The organism is Peribacillus aracenensis, from assembly GCF_025175645.1.
Classification (GTDB): domain Bacteria; phylum Bacillota; class Bacilli; order Bacillales; family DSM-1321; genus Peribacillus; species Peribacillus aracenensis.
The window spans coordinates 63,822-86,598 of the sequence record NZ_JANZMJ010000023.1 but is presented as its reverse complement, the minus strand read 5'-3'; the positions used below and the strand labels follow the sequence as shown (position 1 = coordinate 86,598).

At 37.9% G+C, this 22,777-nt stretch carries 24 protein-coding genes and 2 pseudogenes; 15 read left to right on the top strand and 11 right to left on the bottom strand.

Going from position 1 to position 22,777, the window contains the following annotated elements; genetic code table 11:
• Positions 1-429 precede the first annotated feature (429 nt).
• Together N0M92_RS20235 and N0M92_RS20230 are read left to right on the top strand one after the other, a co-directional pair.
• On the top strand, positions 430-1,266 hold the full coding sequence (locus tag N0M92_RS20235) for an aminoglycoside 6-adenylyltransferase (RefSeq protein WP_260287519.1): 837 nt from the start codon (positions 430-432) through the stop codon (positions 1,264-1,266).
• A gap of 1,035 nt (positions 1,267-2,301) precedes the next feature.
• Positions 2,302-2,463, top strand: a complete 162-nt coding sequence (locus N0M92_RS20230; protein WP_260287517.1) for a hypothetical protein — start codon at positions 2,302-2,304, stop codon at positions 2,461-2,463.
• A 338-nt stretch (positions 2,464-2,801) separates the two neighbouring features.
• Here the strand turns inward: N0M92_RS20230 and N0M92_RS20225 are convergent, their stop codons facing one another.
• Together N0M92_RS20225 and N0M92_RS20220 are read right to left on the bottom strand one after the other, a co-directional pair.
• Positions 2,802-3,596, bottom strand: a complete 795-nt coding sequence (locus tag N0M92_RS20225; protein ID WP_260287515.1) for an SDR family NAD(P)-dependent oxidoreductase — start codon at positions 3,594-3,596, stop codon at positions 2,802-2,804.
• A gap of 143 nt (positions 3,597-3,739) precedes the next feature.
• Positions 3,740-3,886: pseudogene (locus N0M92_RS20220) on the bottom strand (aldo/keto reductase); the annotation flags it as partial.
• A gap of 152 nt (positions 3,887-4,038) precedes the next feature.
• Here N0M92_RS20220 and N0M92_RS20215 point away from each other — a divergent pair.
• Together N0M92_RS20215 and N0M92_RS20210 are read left to right on the top strand one after the other, a co-directional pair.
• The gene (locus N0M92_RS20215) at positions 4,039-4,209 is read left to right on the top strand and encodes a hypothetical protein (RefSeq protein ID WP_260287514.1); all 171 of its coding nucleotides are present in this window, start codon (positions 4,039-4,041) and stop codon (positions 4,207-4,209) included.
• A gap of 244 nt (positions 4,210-4,453) precedes the next feature.
• The gene (locus tag N0M92_RS20210) at positions 4,454-5,566 is read left to right on the top strand and encodes a DNA alkylation repair protein (RefSeq protein ID WP_260287513.1); all 1,113 of its coding nucleotides are present in this window, start codon (positions 4,454-4,456) and stop codon (positions 5,564-5,566) included.
• Between the two features lie 141 nt (positions 5,567-5,707).
• Here N0M92_RS20210 and N0M92_RS20205 read toward each other — a convergent pair whose 3' ends face one another.
• Entirely contained in the window at positions 5,708-6,262 is a 555-nt protein-coding gene (locus tag N0M92_RS20205) for an HPP family protein (protein WP_260287512.1), read from the bottom strand.
• A gap of 122 nt (positions 6,263-6,384) precedes the next feature.
• Positions 6,385-6,969 (bottom strand): CGNR zinc finger domain-containing protein, encoded by a 585-nt coding sequence (locus N0M92_RS20200; RefSeq protein ID WP_260287511.1) that lies wholly within the window; start codon positions 6,967-6,969, stop codon positions 6,385-6,387.
• 342 nt (positions 6,970-7,311) lie between these two features.
• Between N0M92_RS20200 and treP the strand changes: the two genes are divergently transcribed.
• The 5 genes and pseudogenes from treP to N0M92_RS20175 all read left to right on the top strand — a co-directional run.
• On the top strand, positions 7,312-8,763 hold the full coding sequence (gene treP / locus N0M92_RS20195) for a PTS system trehalose-specific EIIBC component (RefSeq protein ID WP_260287509.1): 1,452 nt from the start codon (positions 7,312-7,314) through the stop codon (positions 8,761-8,763).
• An 80-nt stretch (positions 8,764-8,843) separates the two neighbouring features.
• Positions 8,844-10,514 carry an alpha,alpha-phosphotrehalase gene (treC, locus tag N0M92_RS20190; RefSeq protein WP_311202582.1) on the top strand — a complete coding sequence of 557 codons (1,671 nt, stop codon included), beginning with the start codon at positions 8,844-8,846 and terminating at the stop codon, positions 10,512-10,514.
• Between the two features lie 30 nt (positions 10,515-10,544).
• Positions 10,545-11,258, top strand: coding sequence for a trehalose operon repressor (gene treR, locus N0M92_RS20185; RefSeq protein ID WP_260287508.1), 714 nt, complete (start codon positions 10,545-10,547; stop codon positions 11,256-11,258).
• A 294-nt stretch (positions 11,259-11,552) separates the two neighbouring features.
• The gene (locus N0M92_RS20180; protein WP_260287507.1) at positions 11,553-11,690 is read left to right on the top strand and encodes a hypothetical protein; all 138 of its coding nucleotides are present in this window, start codon (positions 11,553-11,555) and stop codon (positions 11,688-11,690) included.
• A pseudogene (locus N0M92_RS20175) lies at positions 11,645-12,091 on the top strand (hypothetical protein); the annotation flags it as partial. The gene N0M92_RS20180 and the pseudogene N0M92_RS20175, both read left to right, overlap by 46 nt.
• Here the strand turns inward: N0M92_RS20175 and N0M92_RS20170 are convergent.
• From N0M92_RS20170 to N0M92_RS20160, 3 genes are all read right to left on the bottom strand, one after another.
• The gene (locus tag N0M92_RS20170) at positions 12,029-12,253 is read right to left on the bottom strand and encodes a hypothetical protein (RefSeq protein ID WP_260287506.1); all 225 of its coding nucleotides are present in this window, start codon (positions 12,251-12,253) and stop codon (positions 12,029-12,031) included. The pseudogene N0M92_RS20175 and the gene N0M92_RS20170 overlap by 63 nt on opposite strands.
• Positions 12,254-12,355: 102 nt before the next feature.
• On the bottom strand, positions 12,356-12,703 hold the full coding sequence (locus N0M92_RS20165) for a DMT family transporter (protein WP_260287505.1): 348 nt from the start codon (positions 12,701-12,703) through the stop codon (positions 12,356-12,358).
• 25 nt (positions 12,704-12,728) lie between these two features.
• Entirely contained in the window at positions 12,729-13,055 is a 327-nt protein-coding gene (locus N0M92_RS20160) for a DMT family transporter (protein WP_286182152.1), read from the bottom strand.
• Positions 13,056-13,319: 264 nt separating this feature from the next.
• Here N0M92_RS20160 and dnaN point away from each other — a divergent pair, with 264 nt between their 5' ends.
• A complete protein-coding gene (dnaN, locus tag N0M92_RS20155) occupies positions 13,320-14,450 on the top strand; it encodes a DNA polymerase III subunit beta (protein ID WP_260287504.1) in 1,131 nt (376 codons plus the stop codon).
• A 348-nt stretch (positions 14,451-14,798) separates the two neighbouring features.
• Entirely contained in the window at positions 14,799-15,146 is a 348-nt protein-coding gene (locus tag N0M92_RS20150; protein ID WP_260287503.1) for a GNAT family N-acetyltransferase, read from the top strand.
• Positions 15,147-15,210: 64 nt separating this feature from the next.
• Here the strand turns inward: N0M92_RS20150 and N0M92_RS20145 are convergent, their stop codons facing one another.
• Positions 15,211-15,444: a spore coat protein gene (locus N0M92_RS20145; RefSeq protein ID WP_260287523.1), complete on the bottom strand. Its 234-nt coding sequence runs from the start codon at positions 15,442-15,444 to the stop codon at positions 15,211-15,213.
• A 205-nt stretch (positions 15,445-15,649) separates the two neighbouring features.
• Positions 15,650-16,570, bottom strand: coding sequence for a phosphotransferase family protein (locus tag N0M92_RS20140; protein WP_260287502.1), 921 nt, complete (start codon positions 16,568-16,570; stop codon positions 15,650-15,652).
• A gap of 529 nt (positions 16,571-17,099) precedes the next feature.
• On the opposite strand from N0M92_RS20140, the gene N0M92_RS20135 reads away from it, so the two are divergent.
• Positions 17,100-17,789 carry an N-acetylmuramoyl-L-alanine amidase family protein gene (locus N0M92_RS20135; RefSeq protein ID WP_260287501.1) on the top strand — a complete coding sequence of 230 codons (690 nt, stop codon included), beginning with the start codon at positions 17,100-17,102 and terminating at the stop codon, positions 17,787-17,789.
• Between the two features lie 333 nt (positions 17,790-18,122).
• Here the strand turns inward: N0M92_RS20135 and N0M92_RS20130 are convergent, their stop codons facing one another.
• The gene (locus tag N0M92_RS20130; protein ID WP_260287499.1) at positions 18,123-18,761 is read right to left on the bottom strand and encodes a LexA family protein; all 639 of its coding nucleotides are present in this window, start codon (positions 18,759-18,761) and stop codon (positions 18,123-18,125) included.
• Positions 18,762-18,895: 134 nt separating this feature from the next.
• On the opposite strand from N0M92_RS20130, the gene N0M92_RS20125 reads away from it, so the two are divergent.
• Together N0M92_RS20125 and N0M92_RS20120 are read left to right on the top strand one after the other, a co-directional pair.
• Positions 18,896-19,120, top strand: coding sequence for a helix-turn-helix transcriptional regulator (locus tag N0M92_RS20125; protein WP_260287498.1), 225 nt, complete (start codon positions 18,896-18,898; stop codon positions 19,118-19,120).
• Positions 19,121-20,010: 890 nt separating this feature from the next.
• Positions 20,011-21,543, top strand: coding sequence for an esterase/lipase family protein (locus N0M92_RS20120; RefSeq protein WP_397443888.1), 1,533 nt, complete (start codon positions 20,011-20,013; stop codon positions 21,541-21,543).
• A gap of 342 nt (positions 21,544-21,885) precedes the next feature.
• Here the strand turns inward: N0M92_RS20120 and N0M92_RS20115 are convergent, their stop codons facing one another.
• The gene (locus N0M92_RS20115; RefSeq protein WP_192204344.1) at positions 21,886-22,173 is read right to left on the bottom strand and encodes a hypothetical protein; all 288 of its coding nucleotides are present in this window, start codon (positions 22,171-22,173) and stop codon (positions 21,886-21,888) included.
• A gap of 296 nt (positions 22,174-22,469) precedes the next feature.
• Between N0M92_RS20115 and N0M92_RS20110 the strand changes: the two genes are divergently transcribed.
• The gene (locus N0M92_RS20110; protein ID WP_260287496.1) at positions 22,470-22,637 is read left to right on the top strand and encodes a LysM peptidoglycan-binding domain-containing protein; all 168 of its coding nucleotides are present in this window, start codon (positions 22,470-22,472) and stop codon (positions 22,635-22,637) included.
• Positions 22,638-22,777: the final 140 nt, after the last annotated feature.

Sequence of the window (22,777 nt, the reverse complement as noted above, 5' to 3'; positions counted from 1 at the left end):
GGAGATTTGTTACAAAAATTTTTGTATACGTACTAGCAGTACACTAAATGGTTCTTCCATACTGTCACAACCAGTTTCTTATACAGGGTATCTTCCTTAAGATCCACCAAAAAAAGTTCAGCCTGGTCGTATTGTTATCATCCATTATCGTCAAGGGGTTAATGGGTTAGACTCTATTTTTGAGTTTAGATTTTCGTAGTAGATGGTGGCGGCGAGGAGCGCCGCCATAGAAGTTTCTTATGCAACTATAGTTGTAGGATAGTGATATAATTAAAAACAACTTTTATACATTTGAGTTTTAATCATAAAATAATTGGAGGACTTAGGATGTCAATAATAGATCATTTTATATAACGTAGTTTATTACTAATTAGAGGACCTCCTGATAGAAATATGTATTAAGAAATTAAATATTTAGGAGGAGAAAAAATGCGTTCAGAAAAAGAAATGATGGAATTGATATTACGAGTTGCCGAGAAAGATGAGAGAGTACGAGCTGTTGCAATGAATGGTTCTCGAACGAATTTTAATGTACCTAAAGATACTTTCAGAGATTATGATATTGTTTATCTTGTATCTGACTTTCAATCGTTTCTAATCAATCCTGATTGGGTAAATGTTTTTGGGAAAAGAATGATAATGCAAACACCAGAAGATATGGCAATGTTTCCACCTGAGTTGGGTGGGAGATTCACCTATCTAATGTTATTTGAGGATGGTAATAGAATTGATTTAATGCTGATTCCGATTGAGGAAAAAGATATTTATTGCTCTGAAGATGGATTAACAGTTATTTTATTAGATAAAGATGGGGATATGCCTAAGCTTTCTGAACCAACAGATAAAGATTACTGGGTAAAAAAGCCTTCTGCTGAATTTTTTGCTGATTGTTGTAATGAATTTTGGTGGGTTTCAACTTATGTAGCAAAAGGGCTATGGAGACAAGAAATACTTTACGCTTATGACCACTTAAATAGTGTAAGAGAAATGTTACTAACCATACTTGGGTGGAAAGTTGGTATAGAAACCAATTTTTCATTGAGTGTAGGAAAAAACAGTAAGTACTTAAAGTGCTACCTTGATAACGACATTTGGGAAAGATTGATGAAAACATATCCTAATGGAGATTACGAACAAGTTTGGAATTCGTTGTTTGAAACAATTGACTTGTTTGAGCAAGTAGCTATTGAAGTAGCTAGTATTCTCGAATATCAATACCCTTCTGAAGATGCGAATAAGGTAAAACAATACCTTACTAAAAATTAAACCCAATATTTGTGAAGGTATCCACTTCACTAAAAGAAAAAGGAGAGTACATAGTATACATGGCTATTATGTACTCTCCTTTATTTATTAAGGTTTTTTATAATTAGGTCTAGAAAACTTCAGCTCGGTTATGAAGCCACCGTCCTCAAAGGGTTGCCAAAACAAGTAGTCCACTGTACGGTAAAAATGGCGCAATAGTTGAAAATCGTAATAAGTTGTACTGTAGCATTTTTTCGAATCGGGGAAATCATTTTATTCATAATAGTGAATAATGGGCCGCTCTCCAGATGTAGTCCCCATCCTTCATAAAAGCGTTTGGTACGTTTGTTATAAGCATATACTTTAAAAATGCGACAAAGGGTATATTAAGATACTTATGGAATTACTGAAGGATAGTATCTTTAGGGGGAAAGTCTATGCAAACTTTGGAAAAAATCAGCAATCGATGTTGGTATCAAACACCTGTTTCAGACACGAATAGACCTATTCTAGGTGTAGTGATCTTTGAGAATGTAAACGCCTGCTATTGTTGTAACAATGGGATGGGTGGCTTGTATCGCTGTCAAAATATCTAGCGTAGGCGGGGCCGATATCGGAAGAGGACTTAGAGGAAATATCCTTTTTTAGCTGAATAAAATCATACATAAACCATAAAAGTGAAAGACGATACCCCCCTTGACTCTCAAGGGGGGTATTTTGGTGTAACTGAGAACAACATGGCTAAGTTTCGTCGGAAAAACCAATAAAAAAGTAAAAAAACAATCGCGCCCTTTAAAGGAACAACAACCATCTTCTATTAGCTGGCTTTAGTTGAAGAAGGTTTGTTCCGCAACTCTCAAGTTATGACACTAAAAGTTTAAATTCACCTCCTACAATCCCTTCAAAGCCGTCAATTTTCATCTTTTGAATTCCCTGACCATTGCTAATCCTAGGCCAAACAACTATACCACCTCTAGCAAAATAAATAAAAAACCATTTTCAAGAAAGGTTAGTTAGTTAATAGCATATGTTTTATTGAAAGGATGTGATTGAATTATGGACCGGCGGAAATGGGGCGTTGGAGCATTAGTATTCGTTGGCTGCATGTTTCTTGGTGGAGGAGTGGGAGCTTTGTTAGGGAGTTCCCAAATCGGATGGATGTTAGGAATGGGGATTGGATTTCTTGGGATGGCTTTAACAAGACTAATTGGAAAATAATCGAACGGGCTTTCTCCTTCCAGTAGATAAGGCAATTTGCATTAAGTAATTATTTACATACTAGCCCACAAGTAGTAATCGTACTCATGCAAAGCCACTCTCTAACAGAAAGTGGCTCTTTTTGTTTGTAGTTAATTTTCCACATAATACTGGGAGACAAATAGTAAAAGGGGAGTGGAATATGGTTTTGAACCTTCATAGAAAAAAGTATTTATAGAACTATTTTGTTCCTATTTATTAGAAAGCAAAATATACGTATAAAAACGTTTTAGCGCAGAAATCTTGTAATAGAAATATAGAGCCTACATAACGATTACAAAGTTATGTAGGCTTATTGTTTAAAATACGCTACGTACTAATCCACCGTCTATTCGTAATGCTGATCCATTAATAGCTGAAGAAAGTGGACTGCTTAAGAAAGTAACAAAGTGTGCAATTTCTTCGGGACGAATAAATCTTTCAATAATAGACGTTGAGCGATTTTCTTTCATAAATCGTTTTTCAGCTTCTTCTATGCTTAATTGTTCATTTGGATAAAGACTTTTTAGCATCGTCTCTACACCTTCTGTTAGAGTTGAGCCAGGCATAACTGTATTAACAGTGACATTTGTGCCTTTACATAACTCAGCTAAACTACGGGAAAGTGACAATTGCATGGTTTTTGTTGCACTGTAATGAGCCATTTCCTGAGAAGGCATTATAGCTGCTTCACTCGCAATAAAGATGATTCTGCCCTCTTTTTTTTGAATCATTTTCTTGAGGTAAGAGCGGGTTAATCGAACTCCACTCATGATGTTCACTTCAAATAATCGAAACCAATCTTCATCTGGTATATCAAAGTATTCAATGGGCTCAAAAATGCCAAGATTATTAATCAGAATATCTACTTCTGGATATTGTTCAATCATCTGTTGACATCCTTGTTCCGTTCCTAAATCATGAATAGCAGGTTGAAGAGTGGCTTGAGGATATTGTGTTTGAATTTCTTTAATTGCTTGATGTACCTTTTCTTCCCTTCGTCCGTTAATAAGAACAGTGGCTCCCTCTGCTACTAATGTAAGCGCTAGAGCCTTGCCAATACCAGCTGTCGATCCCGTGACAAGGGCTGTTTTTCCTTTTAAACTCAATTTCAACTAATTTCCTCCTATTTATATAAAATCAAAACTGTGGGTTAAAAAGATAGTAAACACATCTTGTTACTAGTTTGGATAAATCGCCTGTTATTATACAGAAAGGAGATAGACAAATTGAATGCGTCTATCTCCTTCCACCCTATTTAAAAATCAAAATTGTCAGTGGTTGGCTCTTCACGGTGGTTTTGATTCATTTCATCAATGCGTTTGATTTCTTCTTTGGTTAAATCAAAATCAAAGACTGATGCATTTTCTATAATGCTAGGTACTTTTGTTGAATTTGGAATGGTATTATGGGTTGTTAAGGAAGAGACCGGAAGAGGCTGGCGACGGATCGTTCCATCGCCAATGCCGAAATCAATCATTGGGACTGAAGTGATTAAAACCGGTAATAGAGGCAGGAAAAATTGTCATTGCTACTGGAGGCGGAGGCATTCCGGTAGTGAAACATGATGATGGGCAGACGGTTGGGATTGAAGCCGTAATTGACAAGGACCGAAGCGGATTTAAGCGCGCACAGGAAGTCGATACAGATGTATTTATGATCCTAACCGATGTCGACGCGGCACTAAAAGGAGAACTTGGAACAAGAATTGTAAACAACGAACTATGAGACAATATCATAAGAGAATCGATGCCAGTCAATGCTCGTGTACATTTTTCGATGTATAGTGTATAGTAGATTTTCCTAGTTAGCCAATCGTTTTATAGAATTGAAAGAGTCGTGACTTGTGTAAGCTGCGGCTTTTGTTCGCTTGGCAGTGCATCGCTCTATGGATGAAGGTCCCTAACATAATTTGAAATGATAGCTGATAGGTAGTGCAAGTATCCAAACCTGAAGAAAAGAAGTGAATTAAATGGCTGAGCCCTTAAAGGATCTATATAATGAAACGTTCATTCGTGAATTCGGTGAAAAAGTAAAGCGGGTACATCCGTCCTTCACTATTGAATCGTTTGTAGAAGAAGTGATTGACGAGGATTGGGACGAGAGGAAGTTAAAAGAACGAATTAGACATATTTCGATTACCCTTGGAAAGCATCTTCCAAGTGATTATCAAGAGGCTTTGGAAATTTTATATCGAATGGATAAGGATTGTGAAGGGTTTAGATATTTATTTTTCCCGGACTTTGTCGAGGTACATGGATTGAATAAGAAAGATTGGCCATTATCGCTAGATGCGTTGGAGCGTTTTACTGCAAGGTCATCCTCCGAATTTGCCATCCGTGCTTTTATCTTGCGTGATCCCGTTTTAATGATCGAGAGGATGAAGGAATGGACCAATCATGGTGATGAGCATGTCCGCAGGCTGGCAAGTGAAGGATGCCGGCCAAGGTTACCATGGGGGCAAGCCTTACCGATGTTCAAATCCGATCCGGCACCGGTCTTGGAAGTACTAGAGAACCTGAAAAACGACCCGTCCCTATATGTCCGCAAAAGTGTGGCCAATAACTTGAATGATATTGCCAAAGATCATCCCAAAACCGTAATAGAAACCGCCAAGCGCTGGCATGAAAGCGGAGAGCCCAATACGATTTGGATTGTCCGACGGGGATGCAGGACTCTAGTTCGTCAAGGAGATCCAGAAGTCCTTTCATTATTTGGATACACGGATGTATTGAATGATCCGAATATCATTACAAACGCATTTATAAGAAATGAAGCTGACTCGATTTATATTGGGGAAACCAGTGAACTTCATTTCGGGTTTCAAGTGCATGCGGAGAAGACAGCGAAACTTCGGATTGAGTATGCCATCGATTTCGTAAAAGCCAATCAGAAAACGTCCCGGAAAATTTTCCTTTTGGCAGATAGGGATTTCTCGGATGGTGAAAGAGTTGAAAGAGTGAGGATTCACAATTGGAAAGACCTCTCGACCCGTCGACATTACATGGGAATCCATCGAATAACACTCCTTGTGAACGGAGTCGAGGTTGCAGAAACGCATATCAAACTAAACGCTGAAGGATAACAGAACTTAAAAAGTATGGGAGTCCTTGATTAGTTACAGGAGTACCAGCACTTATAACTAACAAAAACGAGGAGTCGAGAGTTCCTCGTTTTTAATTCTTTCATGAAAGTGAAACATTGCAAATAACACACTAAAAATCAATCAAATCCAAAAAGTTGGATAGCTCCGATTGCTGCGCAAATTATTAATGAACAATGCCAGTAAAACGATTATCACGGAACCAATTAACACAGGCGTAAATAAATAGCTCCAGCTATAATGACCTAGCATAACAACAAGTGGGTCTGCCCCTGCTGGCGGGTGCGTCGTTTTTGTCAGCATCATGACGGCAATTGCTAATCCCACAGCCAAGCCGATTGCCCAAGGCTCATCGCCCAAAAAATGATAGGAGGCTAAACCTACGGATGTTGAAACGAAATGGCCGCCAATAATATTTCGTGGCTGTGATAACGGCGCGTTCCACAGACCGAACGCCAGTACACAGCTGGCACCAAATGGAGCCATTAACCACACTGCTGAAGTTATTTTTGTTAAAAGAATTAAAGCGAATATAGTTGAAAACCCCCCAATCAGTCCCGTCATTGCGTCCTTTACATTTATCTGTAAAGGGCTTCTTCCTTTTCCCTTCATCTTCGTTAAATAACGTAGGTGAAAAAAACGTTTTTCTTTATTCCTTGCTACTGCTATACGGCCCAATAAAACCACTCCTTTTTTATATAATTAGATTTTACACGAATCGAACTAACCTGACAAATCCATTTTTAATGGTTAGTTTGAAATTTCATAAAAAAAGCCAACTTATATAATAAGTTGGTACTTCATTCATCATCAGATTTTCGGTGTTGAAAACGGGCAACCTTTTTTCTATTCCCGCATATTTTCATTGAACACCATTTGCGTCTTCCGCTTTCATCGATAAATAACAGGACGCAATCATCATTTGAGCATCGCTTTAGTGATGACAGCTTATTTTCTTCGATTAATGTTAATGTGTCAAAAGCAATATAAGATAGCAGGATATCTTCCGCTTCTCCAACAGGTATTGGAACAAGTCTTTGATCCATTAATTTATAAGTGAAAGGTGATTTTTCGATTTTACTTTCTAAAAAAGCGATAAACTTATCAGGAATCATATTTCCATCTGCAATTAACTCAAATTGTTTTCTTAAAATAGTACGCATTTCTAAAATGCCTATAAATACCTGCTGAATTCTCTCTTTAATTTTCAAGAATAGCTGATTATCCCAATATGAGTTTTTCCCTTTTATTACAGCAAGCCAGTCCAACACATCCCGTTCTGAAAGTAATAAGTCTTGCCGTTGACCTCGACTGACTAGTTCCGTGTTCACTAAGTCCAGAGAAAGATTACCTGATATAAGTGGAAATTTATTCGTTTCAGACATATGTCCATCACTCATTTCTCTGTTTAATGCTAACCTTTAAAATATTGATTTAGAGGTTATGTCAACATTATACCCTATTTCGGGATTTTTCAGCTAGTTATTCATGTTAAGAACCCCATAGCCAATCATCTTACATGAGAGATTGTTGATGTTATCGAACACCCATATTAGCAATAACAGTATCGTAAATGAAATCACATGATAATCAATCCTATTAAAGTGAGGGAAAAATCTCTTGACACAACCTGTACGTACAGGATAATATGAAAGCGTATACAGAACCTATACGTACAGGTTATAAAAACAACTATATTTTGCTTTCTAGGGAAAGGAAGTAGTGAAATGGGTAAATACACAGAACCAGCAACGGATTTGCTTCAACATGTCGGAGGGAAAGAGAATATTGCTACGGTTACGCATTGTGCGACAAGAATGCGTTTTGCTTTGAAAGATCCCTCCAAGGCGGATGTAACGAATATCGAATCGATTAAGCTTGTGAAAGGAACGTTTACACAAGCTGGCCAGTTCCAGGTCATAATCGGGAACGAAGTATCATCGTTTTATAATGAATTCGTTTCCATAGCTGGACTTCAGGAAGCGTCAAAAGAAGATGTGAAAAATGCAGCAAAACAGAATATGAGCTGGCTGCAGCGTATGATTGCCCATCTTGCGGATATTTTCACCCCGCTGATTCCTGCCATTGTCGTTGGCGGACTCATTCTTGGATTCCGCAATATCATCGGCGATATTAAAATGTTCGATGATAGCACAAAGACCCTTGTGGATATTTCCCAATTTTGGGCAGGGGTCCATGCCTTCCTTTGGCTGATAGGTGAAGCTATTTTTCATTTTCTTCCTGTTGGGATTACATGGTCGATCTCGAAGAAAATGGGCACGACTCAAATTCTCGGCATCGTCCTTGGTTTGACCCTGGTTTCCCCACAACTTCTTAATGCATATGCAGTGGCAAATACAAAGGCAAGTGACATACCTTTTTGGGATTTCGGTTTTGCCCAGGTCGACATGATCGGCTATCAGGCTCAAGTCATCCCAGCGATACTTGCAGGGTTCGTCTTGGCATATTTAGAACGGTTCTTGAGAGATAAAGTGCATAATTCCATTTCCATGATCGTTGTTCCATTTTTCGCTTTACTTCCAACTGTTATCATTGCCCACACCATTTTGGGGCCTTTAGGCTGGAAAATCGGTTCTGTGATTTCTACGGTTGTATATTCCGGATTGAATTCATCAGTTGGCTGGCTATTTGCTGCAGTTTTCGGCTTTGCTTATGCACCGCTTGTCATCACGGGACTGCATCACATGACAAATGCAATCGATCTTCAGCTCATGAGTGAACTTGGCGGTACGAACCTATGGCCGATGATCGCATTATCCAATATTGCACAAGGAACGGCAGTGCTTGCGATGATTTACATCAACAGAAAGGACCAGGAGGAAAGACAAGTTTCCATCCCCGCTACGATTTCATGTTATCTAGGTGTAACCGAGCCAGCCATGTTCGGGATTAACCTGAAATACGGCTTTCCGTTCTTAGCCGGTATGATCGGTTCACTTTTCGCAGGCATCGTTTCAGTCGGATCTGGAGTAATGGCAAATTCCATCGGTGTTGGGGGGATCCCGGGTATTCTATCCATCCAGCCACAGCACATGGGAATGTTTGCACTCGCGATGTTAGTTGCTTTCGTTGTGCCATTCATTTTGACTATTGCATTCTCCAAACGTCCTAAAATGAATTTGAAAACAAGAACGAAAACAACGAAATTAAATGCTTAATAACGCGGAGGGGGAGCATTCTCCCTCTTTTTTACCATACTGGCAAAAGAGACATCAGGGATAGCAGAGGAGGAATCATAATGAAGGATTTTAAAAAAAGTACCATCTATCAAATTTATCCGAAGTCATTTAAGGATTCGAACGGTGACGGCATCGGGGACATAAATGGTGTTATTGAAAAACTTGATTATCTGAATGAACTGGGAGTGGATTATATTTGGCTGACCCCTTTTTATCGTTCCCCTCAGAATGATAATGGATATGATGTAGCGGATTATACATCCATTGATCCTGTTTTCGGGACGATGGATGATTTCGAAAGATTGGTGAAGGAAGCTAATTCGCGCGATATCCAAATCATGTTGGATATGGTATTCAACCATACATCAACAGAGCATGAATGGTTCCAAAAAGCATTGTCTGGAGATAAAGAATATAAGGACTATTATATTTTCAAGAAATCGAAAGATGGAGAGCCCCCTACCAATTGGATTTCGAAATTCGGAGGCCCTGCATGGGAATATGTAGCGGAACATGATGAATACTACCTTCACTTGTTCGATCGGACCCAAGCTGATCTTAACTGGGAAAATCCCAGAGTAAGGCAGGAAATCTTCAATGTAGTTAACTTCTGGATGGATAAAGGTGTCAAAGGCTTCCGTTTGGATGTGATCAATCTTATTTCGAAACCCGACTTCTATGAAAATGACAATGATGGAGATGGACGCTGCTTTTATACAGATGGTCCCAAAATTCATCAATACCTTAAAGAGATGCATGAAGAAACATTTGGGAAGGATGTAGAGGTGATGACTGTAGGGGAAATGTCATCGACGACCATTGACCATTGCATCAAATATTCATCTCCAGTTGAAAAGGAGCTGTCCATGGTATTCAGTTTCCATCATCTAAAGGTGGATTATAAAGATGGGGAAAAGTGGTCACTGGCAGATTTTGACTTCAGGCAGTTAAAGGAAATCCTTAGCAGCTGGCAATATGGGATGCAAGAAGGAAATGGATGGAATGCCCTGTTCTGGTGCAACCATGACCAGCCGAGGATCGTATCCAGGTTTGGGAATGATCAAGAGTATCATAAGGAATCTGCCAAGATGCTGGCAACAGCCATTCATATGCTTAGGGGAACCCCTTATATTTATCAAGGGGAGGAAATAGGAATGACCAACCCGAAATTCAATGATATTGGTCAATATCGGGATGTGGAATCGATTAATTATTATAATATTTTAAAAGAGGCAGGCAAGGATGAACAGGATATAATCGAAATTCTTCAGGCTAAATCCCGTGATAATTCTCGAACTCCCATGCAGTGGGAAGATACGGAGCACGCAGGCTTTACAAAAGTGACGCCATGGATTTCAGTGCCTGATAATGCTAAGGTAATCAACGCAGAACACGCACTAAAGGATCAGGATTCCATTTTTCATCATTACCAAAAACTTATATTCTTACGCAAGAAACATGATATCATTGCATATGGGGACTACCAGGAAATTCTTGGCGGCCATGACCAATTGTTCGCTTTTGTTCGCAGTTATGAAGACGAGAAACTTTTGGTCATCAATAACTTTTATGCAAAGGAAGCGTCCTTCGAGATCCCAAAAGATATGGACCTATTCGGATACAACTCGGAGCTCTTGCTCTCAAACTATATCGATTCGAAAGAACTTGAGGATGATTTTATCCTTCGTCCTTATGAATCGGTTGTCTATTTGTTGAAAAAGGACAAGTAGCAGACTAAGAAAATATATTGTGGTGATGAAATGAACAGCAAATATCTATCGCTATATAGTGATATCGTTTCAAAAATTGAAGAAGGAACCTTTCCGACAAATTCAAAGCTTCCTTCCGAAAGCAGCTTCATGGAAGAGTATGGCTTATCCAGGGATACTGTGAGAAAGTCATTACAGTTGCTTGAACAAAATGGATATATCCATAAAATCAAAGGCAAGGGTTCATTTGTCTTGGATTTCAGCAAATTTAATTTTCCTGTAGCAGGATTGATTTCCTATAAAGAAATGGTGGAAAAGTTGAATTTGCATTCCAAAACGATCATCCATAAGTTGGAGCTTGAGAGCCCTGACGCTAACATGGCCAAGCTTCTGGACTTAACGGATGGCGGTAAAGTGTGGAAAGTGTCTCGGGTACGGCAAATCAACGGCAAGAAAATCATACTGGATAAAGACTATTTCAATAGCGAGTTCGTAACAAACCTGACGAAGGAAATTTGCGAGGATTCGATTTATGGATATATCGAAAAGGAACTCGGACTCCAGATCGGTTTTTCAAATAAGGAAATTACCGTGGAGCCATGCAGTGAAGAAGATAGACAATTATTGGACATTGAAGGCTTCGATATGGTGGCAGTGGTGAAAAGTACGGTTCATTTAATCGATGGAAGTTTGTTTCAGTATAGTGAATCCAGGCATAGACCCGATAAATTCAAGTTCACGGACTTTGCACGAAGGACTTGGTGATTGCTAAAGGTATTTGATGAATGGCAGGCTAAGGATGAAATGAAAAAAACAATTAGATTGCCAAGGAAAACGCTGTGGAATTATATGGAAGAGATGGAATGATTCATGAAAGGTCAGCTCTAGTCAAAAGGAGAAGGTCGCCGTGGCGGCCTTTTTTAATGCTGTTAATGTATCGTGTTATTCTTATAGACATCGAATTGGACTCTTTCTATTTGGCTGTTTTCGTATTAGATTGTTGTTATTGGAATCAAACTATATATTCGAATAATTGATTACACAGGAGGGCATTCAACAATGTGGTTAGTTATTTATCAGGATTTTTCAGTCCTTACTCCAAAAGAACATTTAAAGCTCTTTAATGCTATTAAAGAAGATTATTTCCCTGAGCAGGAAAAGGACGAGATACTGCTGTCGAGTTGGACAAGGTGTTAGGAAGCCATACCGCCGACACCTCTGCTTTGCTTTGCACTGATACAGCCACTTACCTTAAGAAAATCGCGATAATGAAGGGTCTTCAGCATGAACCTATTAACGTAAATAATAAGGTCTATGTAAAAAAGGTATTATCATATCCAGCACGTAAATGGCTACCACAACCGTTTAAAAAAGCAGATGGACCGTTTTCAAGTAGGGGCCGCTAAGTACATTGATAATTACCTTTTCTGGCACCAATTTCTTAGTTGAATAAAAAAGTGCCTTTTCAAGAACGCCTAAAAGATTGGCTTCTCACTTCCTGTCAACGGGTGTATTTTACAATCGTTTCCAAGTTTTTATCGGAACTTGTAAATATATATCTTTTCTGCAAAAAAGCATACAATCAGACCGATAATTAGTGGAACAAACGAACCAGCTGAAATGAAGAAGCCGTTTCCGTTCTCGGTATATTCGTGATGGAACATTAACCAAGGAATAGTAAACATATGACCAACCAGATAAAGCATTCCTGTCGTCAATACAAATGAACCAAAGGTAACTATGAAGCTCTTTAATTTCATCTAAACACCTCCTAATTAGATATTAACAGACCTTTCAGTTTTTTCCAATATTATACAATTTATTTTTCTAAACGAACGGGGAAGTGGAGGATCATCAAACCATTAGTTTGACGATCCTTCTGCTTGTTGGTGAGTATGGGAAGCATTTAGTAACACCACTCCACCAATGATTAATACTAAGCCACCTAATGTAGTGGTACTAAATGGCTCACTCCATAATAGTACGCCAATTAATGCAGTTAAAGCTGTGCCTATTCCTGACCAAATGGCATAAGCCAAGCTCAACGGAATTGTTTTAAGACATATTGATAAGCTATAAAATGCAATTCCAAATCCTATTATAACCCCAAGTGAAGCGAATAAATGCGTGAATCCTTCAGACAACTTAAGCATGGTCGTACCAAAGACTTCGCTTAAGATGGATATTCCTAAAGCCATGTATCCTTTCATACTATTACCTCCGATTACTAAATTGTTAATTGCCTCCACTTGAGAGCTTCAAAACCACCACTCCACCAATGATCAGGACTAAACCTAAAAATTTTTTCACGTTAAAGCTTTCTTTATAAACGATAACTCCGACTAAAGCAGTTAAAGCTGTGCCTATTCCCGACCAAATGGCATAAGCCGTTCCAAGCGGTATGGTTATTAATGATAACGATAGGCAATAAAAAGCCAAACCCATTCCAATTACCACACCTATGGAAGGGAATAACCTTTTAAACCCGTTTGATATTTTTAACATCGAACTGCCAAACACTTCACTTAGGATGGCTATTGCCAAAAATGCATAAGGATTCAAGATGGACTCCTCCTAAATATTGATCTATTTTTTCAATCACTTCCCCAAGAATCTTATCATCTAAAGGACTCATATAAAACTAATACTTCCTATAGTCAGTTTCATAATTACTGTCATTGCAGTACACGCTCAATATTAGGCTGAAGGTGATGGAATAAGCCGCTTCTTCGGACCTGATAGCAACATTTAAGTAGGGCGAACAGGAATTTTCAGGAATTTTGTCGAATTATTCCTTTAACGATTATATTGGGGTGAACTTATTTCATGGAATTTATAATAAACAAAGAATGCTTCAATAAGGCGATTAAAGATGTCAGCCATGCCGTTTCCATAAAAACACCTATTCCCATTTTATCAGGAATAAAGATAGTGGCTAATAGCGATTGCTTAACCCTTCTTGGCGGTAATTCCGATATTGTCATTGAAAAAAACATTCCTTTAACGATTGACGGTGTAATGAAATTGGAGGTTTTTAAAAAGGGCACGGTTATATTATCGGCAAAATATTTAAGTGAAATCGTTAAAAAATCACCTGATGTCATTCATGTAAAGCTGAACGAAAATCAATCAGTTACTATCCAATCAAATGAAATAGTAACAAACCTAAATGGATTACATTCCGGGGAATATCCAAATCTTCCTCAAGTGGAGGGAGCTGGTTATTTTAATATCCCAAGTGTTGAATTATTGGAAATCATAAAACAAACAGTGTTTGCCGTTTCTAAAAGCGATGTAAGACCTGCTTTGACAGGAGTCAATTTGTCAATCAAGGATAACAAGCTTTCTTGTGTTGCAACAAATTCCCATCGTTTAGCGTTAAGAGAACTTCCGTTAGAATCGAAGGTGAATGGGTCATTCATCGTTCCAAGTAAATGCCTTAATGAATTAACCAAGTTAATCAATAATGAAGCAGGTATCATACATATTTTTATCACAAAAAGTTATATCGTCTTTAAAGCAAACACTATTTCACTGTATTCAAGGCTGATTGAAGGTAATTATCCGAATGTATCAGGATTGCTGCACCAAGATTTGAAAACGATCATCATCATGGATACCAATGCACTATTAAAGGGTATTGATAGGGCCTGCCTTTTTGCAAGTGAAGGGAGTAATAACAATGTTCATTTAGAAATCTTGGATAATAGTAAGCTAAGGATATCTTCTAACTCATCGGAATTAGGGAAGATAGAAGAAACGCAAAGCATAAAGGCAATCAGAGGTGATGCGGGGTTAAGTATATCACTGGATGGAAGTTTTTTGTTGGATGCCTTAAAAGTGATAAAAGAAAAAGAGGTAAAGCTAAGTTTTGGTGGTCCAATGAAACCTATCTTAATCGAGCCAAGCGATAATTCCTCCTATCTTCATCTAATTTCACCAGTGAGAACATACTAAAGCGCAAAGACTGTAGGAAACGAATAACAGGGGTGAATCGCCAACCGGTAACAGCGGATTAATGAAATGACGTAAGACCGCCAATAAGCCGGATTTATCCTTACTGAGTTTATTGATGTGAAATGAAGCCATGCGTAATTCCATTTCATCCATACGCCTAGGATTGTACTTTTGGAATGTGGACGTTGCTTGGTTTGTAATATAAAAATTAACAGGTTATAGAAGGGGGATAATTATGATTGTTAGTCAAACCTGGGATCATGAAGTAATTGCAAAATTAAATCAAAATGTTCACAATTGCATGCAAAACTATATCCGAGGTATTTTAAGGAATATAATCATTGTGCAATGAAAGAAACTTTCAAAAAGTTGGTAAAAAATAACAATTTTGTTTTTTTAGTTTTAAAAGATCATGAAGAACCAATCGGTTACGCATGGATTGAAATTAAAAACTATCCAGAAAGTGCTTTTAAAAATGAGTATAAATCAGTATATGTGCATCAGCTTAGTATCGCTGAAGCTCAAACCCAAAAAGGTTACGGTAAAAAACTAATGAATGAGGTCTATGAAATGGCCAAAAAGAACGATATAGATTTAATTGAACTGGATTATTGGTGTGAAAACATAGCTGCAAAAGAGTTTTATAAGAAACAAAGCTTTAAAATGTATAGGGAATTTGCATTTAGACAGTTGTAAATCCTTTGAATGTCAATTTCAAAAGTTGATGGAATGAATAAAAACCCCGAATCGGGGTTTTTAATTAATATCTTAACATTCTCCTCGAAAGACTGGGGGGGTGAGGAACTCCACAAACAAAGCTTTGGCTATAACACTCTTTCACGATACTTCGGGTATGCGGTATATATGTTGTGAAATGTTTATTCACGGTAGTTGTATGTGTTGGATGAAAAACTGGAATCACGTTGTTAATGACATTAGTTTTAACATTTTGCTTTGTCGGGGAGATTTGAGGTGGATTATACTGAGTAGGCATTCCGTGAGGCGGGAAGTATTGTGGTGGACATTGACCGCCTTTCGGATGCCCCCAGGGCTTATTATACATTTAAACACCTCCTGGATTTTTTTGAGAGTCATTGTTAGTTTATGAAAAAAATTGATAAAGGGACTGGTATAGATGCCTTTATCAAAAGTTCATATACATATTATAATTTTCGATCAATTAAAAAAATGAATAAACATTAATTTAAACGAATTTGGTTAATTGCTTGGCGAACAAATGACTTGTGTCTTTTCCTCCAGCTATTTTCCTTGTTTTTTTCCAAGCCCCATTCAGGAAATGTAGATAACCGTAACGCGGCAAATAATTGCCAGAAGGGTAAGTTTGTAAAATTCAACTCCGGCATCATGGATTTATATTGATGGGTGAAGTCATCCATCGCTTGCATTCCAAAATGATATGAAATTTCGAGCTGACTATTGGCAAGGTCAGCCAAAGGGTCCCCTAGGCCTGAGTCTTCCCAATCAATTATGGAAACTAGTTTATCCTCTTTCCATAATATATTTCCTGGCCAATAATCACCATGAAGGATCACTTTTTTATTCATGGAGGGTAATGGCATGAAAGATTTTAACAAATCTCTAACCATGCTTAGATTTAATGTTTCGTCCAAGAGTACCCTTTCTTTATTATTTAACAACTCAACATATGTATTTTCTACTTTAGGCAGGAATGATAAAGATAGATCTGCACAATCAACACGATGGATTTTTGCTAGATTGATTGCCAATTGTAAGATATGATCATTAAGATTTGAGGGGGCGAATTCTGACTTACCCTCAATAAACTCGAGAAGTATGCATGGCTTGGAAAATATCTCGCAGGATTGCTCAAGGTAATATGGCATCGGTACAGGCAAACCAGCAGCTTTCAATATCCCTAAGAGCTGGTGTTCATCTGCTGCAATATTCGGATTCCGTTTCAAGTCATTATCACCATGCTGACGAACGATCATTTTTACTATCCGCCCTGACGATTGTAATAGTTCAAGTCCTGTCACCTGTGCAGAAATACCGCCTTTTAATTCCCATGCGCGAATTAGCTTGTTTCCTTGATCAAACTTTTGAACCAATCGTTCAAACTTTTCATATTCGTTCATCATATGTCATCTCCTAATCCCGTTCATTGTTAAGGAATTTAAGTTCACATTTTCCAATAGCTTTCGCGAAAAATTTCAAAGGCCTCATTGCTGCAAATTCAATAAATGAAACCAATAGCTTGTTAATGATTTAAACAAGTGAGGTGTGCTGAAAATGAAAATTGAAAAATATAAAGTGGATACACCAAAAGGGACGTTACAATATCATATTACTGAAAACGGAAAGCCAAATAAAGTTTTTTAACAGTGGTGCTGGACCGATAGAGGGTTGGATGAAAATCCTCCCGGCAATTTCGGAATCTGAATCAGTATTTTCCTATTATTGTTTTGATGTTGCTGGCAGCGATAAACCGAAGGAAAACCAAGACGGGATAAATATTGTTAATATTTAAGCCCCCGTAGTTATTGGTGTATATATTTGGAAAGGCAGGCGAGATGAAGAATACTATATCTTTTAAAACTTCATTAATCCGATAGTTAAATGTACAAGCATTTGTTCATGCTTAACATAAGATTAATAGAGGTGATAGAAATGGTGAAAGTATTTATCGACCCCGGCCATGGAGGTACGGATCCAGGCTCGGCGGGGAATGGATTAAGAGAAAAGGATTTAACTTTATCCATTGCAACTCGAATTAAAGATATCTTATTAATAGAATATAATAACGTTTATGTGAAAATGAGCAGGACCCAAGATACGTACCCCTCCTTAAACGATCGTACGAATGCAGCGAACGCGTGGGGAGCTGACTTTTATCTCTCCATCCACATAAATGCCGGCGGCGGAACCGGGTACGAGGATTACATCTATACGTCCACTAACCAGATCACGAAAACGTATCAAGATCATATTCATTCAGAGGTCATGAAGCTTATCAACATCCAAGACAGAGGACAAAAAACAGGAGATTTACATGTACTTCGTGAAACGGACATGCCTGCACTCCTGTCTGAAAATGGATTTATCGATAATGTCAATGACGCAGCCAAATTGAAAACGGCTTCCTTTATCGAATCACTCGCTCGCGGACATGTAAACGGTTTAGTTAAATGCTTCAATCTTACAAAGAAAAGTATAGCTGTATACCACACTGTCGTTAGTGGGGATACCGTATACTCCTTAAGCATTGCTTATGGCAGTACGGTTCAGCAAATTAAAGATTGGAACGGTCTTGACAGTCAGTACAACATTACGGTAAACCAGAAGTTGCGGGTTAAATGAATAATTAATAATTGACTGGTTAAATTTTTATAACTTCCAGAAGCACTCCACGCAGGAAGCCCTTCTCAAAAAGAGAGGGGCTTTTCCAGGTTCAAGAATATCTATGTAATGAAATCATCATGTACATTCTACTGTCCTGATTTGTCCATCACTTGGATACTACACAAATTTAAATGGATTCTTTGTAATGGCATATAAAAAGCACATAAACTAAAAAGCACAAACCATGATGGCTTGTACCTAATGTATCAGAAAATAACTGAATAGAATCTATGTAATGTTGCTCATTAACCCTTTATTTTCCTTTATGTAAAGGAACCCTCGAGATGGATATTAATCGTATATTTTAATGGCTTGAACCACTTTTCCTAAAATACGGACTCTATCATTTTTGATGTTATAGGTTTTGTCTTCATAAAAAGGATCCGTGCTGCAGGGCGTGAGTGTGATGTTTTCTTCATGGATATTCACTTTTTTGACTGTAGCATCGTGACCATTTACTAAAACCACACCAATTTTTCCGTTTTCAACGAAGGTTGTTTTTTCAACGAGAATCAGTGATCCGTCACTGAATTCTTCGTTCATGCTATTGCCATTCACTCTAAGGAAAAAATATTCTTTATTCGATTTTAGCATCGAATTTAATGTCGGCATATAGGCTTCAATATATTCATTGGTAAAATGAGGATCTCCAGCAGGGATATTTCCGTAAACACCAATTAATCTTACATTCTTTTCATTTAGGAATTCCATTCCAGGATTATTTCTAACGACAGGTGCTCCTTCAATGAGGTGGGATAGCGGTATTTCAAAGCATGTGGACATCATGCTCAATTTATCCATTAAAGGTTTATTTCTTCCGGATTCCCAGGCCGATACTGCTGTCGGGGCCACTTTTAATATATTTGCCAAATCTTCTTGTGTCATTTTTCTTTCTTTTCTTAACATTTTAATCCGTTCACCAATGTGCATATTTCTTCACCTCTTACTTGAATATACACTATGAGTGAAAATGAGTAAACTTAAATAGCGTGAATTTTGCGAAAAGTTGTTGGAAACTATACTTCAAGTGTGGTATTATTTTTTTAGACAGGTGGTGACAAGATATGACAAGCATTAAATTCACACTTAAACAAGCGAGGAAGTATAAAGGAATGACTCAAGATGAAATGGCTAAAGTGCTGAAGATGGCCAAGAGGACTTACATTGACTATGAGCAATATAAGATTCCTTTGCGAATCGATAAGGCTTATTTATTTGCTGAATGTGTAGGATTCTCAATCGACGAGATCATTTTTTTTGACCCTCACCTACACTTCAAATGTAGTTGATAGTTCAAGTGTACCAGCGTTTCTACAACAGACTGGCCATTCGCAATGTAAAGTCCAATCAATACAATCCTAACTTCCGTGGTATAAGATTCAAGGAGTGATGGAAAGAAGGTGAACAAAGTGGAAAGGGAAGTTGCAGTAGGAGCTGTTCCGTTAGCACATATAAGATTGGAAGGAATTTCGTGGAGAGGATATTGAGGATTATCGTACACGACGGTGTTGTCAATTGGATAATCATTGAAATTATCGATCCTGTTCTCAGGATGAAATACGCGTATGTAGGAGGAAAAGGAGGAAGTACTTTAAGGAGTAAAAATCCAAACTTCTTGATGTTCCTTAATAAAAAGGCTGTATGCTGAATTATAAAATAGACGATTGAATTGAGATCCCACTGAATGGCAGCCAATTGCTGTGAAACACTTTTATTTACTTAATGTATAGGACGGATTTTTTCAAAACACCATGAATAGGAGCAATTGGACAATGGCAAATTCGAAGGAAAAGTTAATATGGATGAACAAGCCTTTATCCTTTGCAGGATAAAGGCTTGTTTTCATTTTTGTGAACATGGGGCATTCCAATTTCCTCCGTAAGTTCGTCTTCATAAAATGAAAAAGACTGCAAACCTAAATGAATTGAAAGCGAACCTTCATACTTTATCTCCATTTTTAATGAACTTCTTCTAGTTTTTTTCTCCCATCTTTATGAGGATGGCAGGTAATGGTATGCAAAAGTACAATTATATAATAATGAAGGCTATGGAAGTCCTGGGAAGGGGGTCATTGATAATAGGATGAGTTCGAAAAAATACTATTTGGAGGAGATAACAATTGAAAAGGAATGTATTCAATTATGTCGTTTTTCTTGTCCTCATTCTAACCATATTAATTATGGCTAAGCCAGGCATTTCCTCAGCAGGGAAATTGAAGCCGCCCTCCGAAACCTTCAGTCCAGGGGATTGGTTTCTTGGAAGCATTCCTCCCAATCTTGACAAAGAGAAACCACCGATCGTGTTTGTACAAGGGAGAAACAGCAGTTCAACCAGCTGGTACGGTGAAACGGAATATCATGGGATCAATGATATGTATACCAAGGCGTATGAAGCAGGCTACCAAACGGTTTTTGTTCAGCTTCATGATTCGGCTGGAAATGGATCAGCGAGCCAATATGATAACGGAAGGCTTTTAGCTCAAATGCTTTCAGAAATCAGTAACCATTTCGGGGGCGAAAAAGTAAATATTATAGCTCACAGCAAAGGGGGGACAGACACCCAAGCGGCTCTAGTACACTATGGAGCACACCAATATGTTGGAAGGGTGATCACTTTAGCTTCCCCTCATCATGGTTCTTACCTTGCTGATTTGGCTTATAGCTGGTATGCGGGCTGGCTTGGTTCCCTATTAGGTCAAAAAGATGATGGAACTTATTCTTTACAAGTTGGTAAAATGGCGGAATTTCGTTCTGTCACGGATAACCATGTTAACTCTCGTAAAAACATGTATTTCACTGTGGCAGGTATGAACAGAGGCCCGGTTCTTTCAGCCTTATCAATGGGTGGACAATATTTATCTTCATATGGGGAAAATGATGGTCTAGTAAATGTATGGAGTACAAAAATACCTTACGCAACACATTTATTTACGGATCCAAACTTTGATCACGACAATATCCGAGTCGGTTCAGCTGTATTTTCAAGAATTGAACCCTATTTAAGGAGTGCTACCACCGCTGGGATTCCTGGATTTAATGTCAATTATAAAGAACGAGTTGAAGATGATGTCATTACAACCGCACTTGCTCAAACCGTTATGGGTGATGCTCTGAAACGAAATGTTTGGATTGAACAAAGTTTCCATGTAAATGAATCAGCCCCGGGAAATATAACCATATATACAGCCTCAGATGATGTCGAGGTTGAATTGATTTCTCCATCAAATAAAAAATATTCACCTTCCTTAAAGGTTGATTCAGCCCAAAATGAAACTTCCTTTTTTAATGGGGCAACCATCCAGATATTCAATAGAAACAACCTCGAAATCGGTAACTGGAAGGTGCGAATGAAGACTAAATCGCCAAAAGACGCCTACCTGTTCACAGCTCAATTTAACGAAAAGAATCCCATTACATTCAGTATGGCCGGAAAAGTTAAGCAAAAAGATGCAAAATTTTTAATAAAGAATCCAATGAATGATAAAAAAACGCCAAATAGCACAACTTTTTTGGTTCGCTTAGTAGATGAAACCGGTAATGAAATTAGTGGGAAAAGCTCAATTAAGGTACTGGAGACCGAAAATTTTACTGGTACCCTTCCAGAAGTGCCTAAGTCAGGTGTTTATAATGTAACCATTGACGTCAAGGAAAAAAATGTGGATGGCACTGAAAGAACCCGGACGCTGGTTCGTTCGGTCTATATAGAGAAATAGTGAAATGCCTTCTTATTGAGAAGGTATCAAATTCGAAGTAAAGTCAGTTTGAGTACGGTTTTTTTCTAAAAGAACATTCAGTTTTTCTTTTAAAATCATGGTTCGGGATAAGTGCATTTCGAACCTCTTTTTTATCGATTAATACCTTTTCTTAATTGAAAAGGTATTTTGTGGGTAATGTATAATGGTCTGGTTAACATAAGAGTTGGTTATTCAGCCAAAGGAAAATTAAAGTCGTAATTGTTAACTTAGAGATTAATTTAACGGATGCTCGATGGGGATAGAAGCAAGTCGGGCTCGTGGCAATACAAGAGATTCATGAATTGCAGCAAGACAACGGGTTCAATCTGTCTTTTGATAAGATTCTCTATAAGACAAAATACCTGTTTTAAGTGCAGCATAATTGCCAATGCTTGCATAGCCATAAAACCAGCCCATGAAAATCCCTGCAACCAAGTGATGACGATGACTGATGAAAATGGAAATGAACAAGCCAAGACCCAAAGCGATGGTAGGGATGAATTTTGGGCGAATATGAAACATGACCTTAATTAGTTGAGTAAGAATCATGATGATAGGAATGGCTATTACTGCATCCCAAAAGTTTGTATGGATGGTTGGGAAGTCCATAATTTCACCACCTTAAATAGAAGTTTTCAAAATTAATTTTTACTTTTTATCAAGGCTTTATACTATAATAAAAAAATTCATATTTAAAACTAATATATAAAAGGTTATGTAACCAGGTTTTGAAGATTTTCAGAGTTCAATTTTAAAGCCGTCAATCCATATAATTATATGGATTGACGGCTTTTTCTGGTTGGCCGCGGGAATGGTTTAAAACAACTCGGAAATTGCCAACATAAACAATCGAATACCTTACCGTGTCCCGTTCAAGTATGGAACAAATTCAGGAAATACCCATCTTGGCCTCGGATCCGAAATATACAGATAAACTGGTGAACCTTATAGAAATAAGCGATTTAACTAAATATGAAGCAAGTAACGAGGAAGTTTATCATATTGTCAAAAAAGGGGATTCCGTCTCTGCGCTTGCAAAAGCATATGGTTCTACACAAGTGAAGATTCAATAGTGGAATGGCTTGGTCGAACTTAACCTTATTAAAGTGAACCAAATATTAAGAATGAAATTTTAACTGGGAACGGTATTTCAACGCTCTCCTTTTTTTTGAATGAGCTTCTTTCCAAAGTATTTATAACAAGAGGGATAGTG

Bases quoted from the DNA above. Each gene is read 5' to 3' on its own strand.
- N0M92_RS20235 (WP_260287519.1), top strand. From the start codon at position 430: ATGCGTTCAGAAAAAGAAATGATGGAATTGATATTACGAGTTGCCGAG.
- N0M92_RS20230 (WP_260287517.1), top strand. From the start codon at position 2,302: ATGGACCGGCGGAAATGGGGCGTTGGAGCATTAGTATTCGTTGGCTGC.
- N0M92_RS20210 (WP_260287513.1), top strand. From the start codon at position 4,454: ATGGCTGAGCCCTTAAAGGATCTATATAATGAAACGTTCATTCGTGAA.
- N0M92_RS20200 (WP_260287511.1), bottom strand. From the start codon at position 6,969: ATGTCTGAAACGAATAAATTTCCACTTATATCAGGTAATCTTTCTCTG.
- treP (WP_260287509.1), top strand. From the start codon at position 7,312: ATGGGTAAATACACAGAACCAGCAACGGATTTGCTTCAACATGTCGGA.
- treC (WP_311202582.1), top strand. From the start codon at position 8,844: ATGAAGGATTTTAAAAAAAGTACCATCTATCAAATTTATCCGAAGTCA.
- treR (WP_260287508.1), top strand. From the start codon at position 10,545: ATGAACAGCAAATATCTATCGCTATATAGTGATATCGTTTCAAAAATT.
- N0M92_RS20180 (WP_260287507.1), top strand. From the start codon at position 11,553: ATGTGGTTAGTTATTTATCAGGATTTTTCAGTCCTTACTCCAAAAGAA.
- N0M92_RS20170 (WP_260287506.1), bottom strand. From the start codon at position 12,253: ATGAAATTAAAGAGCTTCATAGTTACCTTTGGTTCATTTGTATTGACG.
- N0M92_RS20165 (WP_260287505.1), bottom strand. From the start codon at position 12,703: ATGAAAGGATACATGGCTTTAGGAATATCCATCTTAAGCGAAGTCTTT.
- dnaN (WP_260287504.1), top strand. From the start codon at position 13,320: ATGGAATTTATAATAAACAAAGAATGCTTCAATAAGGCGATTAAAGAT.
- N0M92_RS20150 (WP_260287503.1), top strand. From the start codon at position 14,799: ATGAAAGAAACTTTCAAAAAGTTGGTAAAAAATAACAATTTTGTTTTT.
- N0M92_RS20145 (WP_260287523.1), bottom strand. From the start codon at position 15,444: ATGCCTACTCAGTATAATCCACCTCAAATCTCCCCGACAAAGCAAAAT.
- N0M92_RS20140 (WP_260287502.1), bottom strand. From the start codon at position 16,570: ATGATGAACGAATATGAAAAGTTTGAACGATTGGTTCAAAAGTTTGAT.
- N0M92_RS20135 (WP_260287501.1), top strand. From the start codon at position 17,100: ATGGTGAAAGTATTTATCGACCCCGGCCATGGAGGTACGGATCCAGGC.
- N0M92_RS20130 (WP_260287499.1), bottom strand. From the start codon at position 18,761: ATGCACATTGGTGAACGGATTAAAATGTTAAGAAAAGAAAGAAAAATG.
- N0M92_RS20125 (WP_260287498.1), top strand. From the start codon at position 18,896: ATGACAAGCATTAAATTCACACTTAAACAAGCGAGGAAGTATAAAGGA.
- N0M92_RS20120 (WP_397443888.1), top strand. From the start codon at position 20,011: ATGGCTAAGCCAGGCATTTCCTCAGCAGGGAAATTGAAGCCGCCCTCC.
- N0M92_RS20115 (WP_192204344.1), bottom strand. From the start codon at position 22,173: ATGGACTTCCCAACCATCCATACAAACTTTTGGGATGCAGTAATAGCC.